Annotated in this window: 5 protein-coding genes; all 5 read left to right on the plus strand. The window is 73.2% G+C overall.

Going from position 1 to position 3,710, the window contains the following annotated elements; translation table 11 throughout:
* The first annotated feature begins 2 nt into the window (after positions 1–2).
* A complete protein-coding gene (locus AC1DP0_RS19540; protein ID WP_478087757.1) occupies positions 3–1,202 on the plus strand; it encodes an alpha/beta fold hydrolase in 1,200 nt (399 codons plus the stop codon).
* 5 nt (positions 1,203–1,207) lie between these two features.
* Entirely contained in the window at positions 1,208–1,672 is a 465-nt protein-coding gene (gene tsaE, locus AC1DP0_RS19545) for a tRNA (adenosine(37)-N6)-threonylcarbamoyltransferase complex ATPase subunit type 1 TsaE (RefSeq protein WP_478087759.1), read from the plus strand.
* A 115-nt stretch (positions 1,673–1,787) separates the two neighbouring features.
* Positions 1,788–2,498, plus strand: coding sequence for a tRNA (adenosine(37)-N6)-threonylcarbamoyltransferase complex dimerization subunit type 1 TsaB (tsaB, locus tag AC1DP0_RS19550; RefSeq protein ID WP_478087763.1), 711 nt, complete (start codon positions 1,788–1,790; stop codon positions 2,496–2,498).
* Positions 2,495–2,989, plus strand: a complete 495-nt coding sequence (gene rimI, locus AC1DP0_RS19555) for a ribosomal protein S18-alanine N-acetyltransferase (protein WP_478087765.1) — start codon at positions 2,495–2,497, stop codon at positions 2,987–2,989. The genes tsaB and rimI overlap by 4 nt, the downstream gene beginning before the upstream one ends.
* Positions 2,986–3,710: tRNA (adenosine(37)-N6)-threonylcarbamoyltransferase complex transferase subunit TsaD (tsaD, locus tag AC1DP0_RS19560; protein ID WP_478087767.1), on the plus strand; the 725-nt coding region annotated here is incomplete at its 3' end. The genes rimI and tsaD, both read left to right, overlap by 4 nt.

A 3,710-nucleotide genomic window follows, 5' to 3' on the forward strand; every position in this document is an offset into this window, starting at 1 on the left:
GGGTGGCGGCCGGTGTCGCCGCGGGCATCGCCGCCGACCGGGCGGGCCGGCATCGCGCGGCCATGGCGGCGCTCGAGACCCCCGAGCTGCTCGACATCACGCCCGACGAGGAGCACGTCGTGCTCACCGACGACGGGGTCCCGCTCCACGCCGAGATCGACCTTCCGGCCGAGGACGCCGCACGTGAGGCGGCGGACGGCACCACCCGACACGACCGTCCGGAGGAGCTGCCCACCGTCGTGCTGACGCACGGCTACTGCCTCAGTCTGCGCTGCTGGGTCTACCAGCGGCGCGCCCTCAAGGAGGCCGGCTACCGCGTCGTCAGCTGGGACCAGCGCGGCCACGGACGTTCAGGCCGTGGCGAGAAGGACAGCTACACGATCGACCGCCTGGGACAGGACCTCCACACCGTCATCACCCAGCTCGTGCCCGAGGGGGACGTCGTGCTCGTCGGGCACTCGATGGGCGGCATGACGATGCTCGCCCTCGGCGAGCACCATCCGCAGTTCGTGCTCGAGCGGGTCGTCGGGGCCGGCTTCATCGCGACGAGCGCCGGAGGGCTCATGCTCGCCAACGGCGGCCGCGTCGCCACCTTCGGGCGTCTCCTGCTCGAGCGGCTGGGCCCGGGAGTGCTCGGCTCGCTCGCCCAGCGTCCCGCCGTCGTCAGCCGGGTCAGGCGCGTCGCCCGGGACCTCGAGCACTTCATGGTGGAGCAGAACTCGTTCGCCTCGCCGGTCCCGCGCTCGGTGGTGCGCTACACCGCCGACATCCTGCTCAGCACGCCGCTCGACGTCGTCAACGACTACCTCCAGACGTTCGACGGTTTCGACAAGCGTCCCGCGCTGCTCGAGTTCCGGCACGCTGTCGTCCTCGTCTTCAACGGCCGCGAGGACATCCTCACGCCGCCGTCGCACAGCGAGCTCATCGTCGAGGGCATCCCCGGCGCCGAGCACATCGTCGTCAACGACGCCGGGCACGTCATCATGCTCGAGCACCCCGACCTGCTCAACGCCCACCTCATCCAGCTCGTCGACCAGTCGGCTCGGGCGCGGGCCGAGCAGATCGAGGTCGACAGGCAGCCGCGCGTGCGCCGCATCGTCACCGACGTCGCGAAGAACCGCCGTCAGCGCCGGCTCGAGCAGGAGGCCGGCGAGCTCGCCCGCGCCCGCCGTGGCAAGCGGACCCGCACCAAGGGGGCGTGACGGGCATGGAGCGCCAGGTGCGGTGGGCCACCACCGACGACACGCAGGCCTTCGGCCGCCGCCTCGGTGCCCTGCTGCGCGGCGGCGACGTGCTCGTCCTGACCGGTGACCTCGGCGCGGGCAAGACGACGCTGACGCAAGGCATCGCCGAGGGGCTCGGGGTGCGCGGGCCGATCACGTCGCCGACGTTCGTCATCGCGCGGGTGCACCCGTCGCTCGTCCGCGGACCGGCCCTCGTACACGTCGACGCCTACCGCCTCGGCAGCGCGATCGAGCTCGACGACCTCGACCTCGACGCCGACCTCGACGCCAGCGTGACCATCGTCGAGTGGGGCGCCGGTCTGGCCGAGCAGCTGAGCGAGACGCGGCTCGAGCTGACCATCACCGGTGACGACGTCCGCACCGCGCACCTGGCCGGGGTCGGCGACCGTTGGGACGACGTGCTCGACGCCGTCGCGCCCGTGACCTGACGCCGAGCCCGCCGCGCACGGACGGTGCGAACGGCGTGATGACCCACGGACCCGGGCACCCGGCATACGACCTCGGGTTCAGGGACCCCGCGCGTGCTCGGATAGCCTGACCGACGTGCTCCTGCTCGCGATCGACACCTCCACGACCGCCATCACCGTCGGCCTGCACGACGGCGCCTCGGTCGTCGCGGAGTCCACGACCCTCGACGCCCGCGCGCACGCCGAGCACCTCGCGCCGAACATCCGCGCGGCCCTGGCCTCGGCCGACGCCGAGCCCGGCGACGTCACCGACGTCGTCGTCGGCATCGGGCCAGGCCCCTTCACCGGCCTGCGGGTCGGCATCGTCACCGGTCGCACCTTCGCCTTCGCGCTCGGCCTCCCGGTGCGCGGCCTGACGAGCCTCGACGCGATCGCCCACGAGGCGTGGCTGGGCGGTCGCCGTGGTGACCTGCTCGTCGCGACGGACGCCCGCCGCAAGGAGGTGTATGCCGCGACGTACGTCCTCGGGGACGACCGCGCGTGCCGCATGAACGAGCCCATCGTGTCGCGCGCCGCCGACCTGCCCGCCGAGGTGCGCGCCCTTCCGGCGGCCGGGCGCGGGCCCTCGCTCTACGGCGACGCGGTGTCCGACGCGGTGGCGCCTCTCGACGTCAGCGGGGGAGCGCTGGCCGACCTCGCCGTACGCCGGTTGCGGGAGAGCCCGTCGGGCGACGGCGAGCTGCAGCACGTCGACCCCGGGCACGGCTTCGACGGCCTCGAGCCGCTCTACCTGCGCCGTCCCGACGTYGCGCCCGCCCCGCCCTCGAAGAAGTCGACGCTCGGATGACGGTCGCCGAGACGCAAGCCCGGTGGACCGACATCGTCCTGCGTGACCTCGAGTGGACCGACCTCGCCCACCTTGCCGCGCTCGAGCAGCAGCTCTTCGCCGACGACGCGTGGTCCGAGACGACGTGGTGGAGCGAGCTCGCCGGCCGGCCCCGTCGCGACTACGTCGTCGCGACGACCCCCGACGGGACGATCGCCGGGTATGCCGGCCTCGACGTCTCGGGAGACGTGGCCGACGTCATGACGATCGCCACGGCACCCGACCACCAGGGGCGCGGCACCGGCCGGGTGCTCCTTGCCGAGCTCGTCCGCCGCGCGACAGCGCACGGCGTCGAGGCCGTGCTCCTCGAGGTGCGGGCCGACAACGACGCCGCCCGCCGCCTCTACGACCGAGCCGGCTTCGAGGTCATCTCGGTGCGCCGCCGCTACTACCAACCCGGCGACGTGGACGCGCTCGTGATGCGCCTGCTCGTCACGAAGGGAGACGCATGAGCGACGAGCCCCTCGTCCTAGGCATCGAGACGTCCTGCGACGAGACCGGCGTCGGCATCGTCCGCGGGCAGACCCTGCTCGTCGACACGGTCGCGAGCAGCGTMGAGGAGCACGCGCGCTTCGGCGGCGTCGTGCCCGAGGTCGCTAGCCGCGCCCACCTCGAGGCGATGGTCCCGACCATCGAGCGCGCCTGCCGCGAGGCCGGTGTGCAGCTGCGCGACCTCGACGCCATCTCGGTGACCTCCGGTCCGGGTCTGGCCGGCGCGCTCCTCGTCGGCGTCGCCTCGGCCAAGGCGCTCGCGCTCGCCCTCGGCAAGCCGATCTACGGCGTCAACCACCTCGCGTCGCACGTCGCGGTCGACATCGTCGAGCACGGCCCGCTGCCCGAGCCCACGATGGCGATGCTCGTCTCCGGGGGCCACTCCTCGCTGCTCCTCGTGCCCGACGTGACCCACGACGTGCGGTCCCTCGGCTCGACGATGGACGACGCCGCCGGCGAGGCGTTCGACAAGGTCGCCCGCGTCCTCGGCCTGCCGTTCCCCGGCGGTCCGCACGTGGATCGCGCTGCGCGAGAAGGCAACCGGATCGCCATCGACTTCCCGCGCGGACTCACGACCGGTCGCGACATGGAGCGCCACCGCTTCGACTTCTCCTTCTCGGGCCTCAAGACCGCGGTGGCGCGCTGGGTCGAGACCCGTCAGCGCGCCGGCGAGAGCGTGCC

The sequence above is a fragment of the Terrabacter sp. P5_B1 genome (genome assembly GCF_056400505.1).

What these genes read in the sequence shown, in the direction of transcription:
- rimI (WP_478087765.1), top strand. Translation starts at nt 2,495, where the DNA reads ATGACGGTCGCCGAGACGCAAGCCCGGTGGACCGACATCGTCCTGCGT.
- tsaE (WP_478087759.1), top strand. Translation starts at nt 1,208, where the DNA reads ATGGAGCGCCAGGTGCGGTGGGCCACCACCGACGACACGCAGGCCTTC.